General features: G+C 70.2%; 1 pseudogene. It reads left to right on the forward strand.

The features are described 5' to 3' along the window. A pseudogene (locus L995_RS30850) lies at positions 1-260 on the forward strand (L-aspartate oxidase); the annotation flags it as partial. Positions 261-369: the final 109 nt, after the last annotated feature.

A 369-nucleotide genomic window follows, 5' to 3' on the forward strand; every position in this document is an offset into this window, starting at 1 on the left:
AGGAGCAGGACACGGCCGCCATCGCGCAGGAGTTGCGCCAGCTCATGCAGGACTGCGTGGGCATACAGCGCAGCGACCAGGGCCTGGCGCAGGCCGTGCAGCGCATTGCGGCATGGCGGGAAAGGCTGGCACCTGCCGCAGGCCATGCGCTGCGCAACCAGCTCGATGTCTGCTGGCTCATGGCCACGGCCGCCGCCGCACGGCGCGAGAGCTGCGGCGCGCATTCGCGCATCGACGCCGCCCTGGCGCTGGTGGAATGAAGAATGACCCCCACGCTCCCCTTGCTGCGCAAGGTCCGCTGCCCCCCGAGGGGGCTGCTTTTCATCTTGGGGCGGCCCGGCGATGAAGAATGACCCCCACGCTACGCGG

The organism is Delftia sp. ZNC0008, from assembly GCF_000799035.1.
Classification (GTDB): Bacteria; Pseudomonadota; Gammaproteobacteria; order Burkholderiales; family Burkholderiaceae_C; genus Comamonas; species Comamonas tsuruhatensis.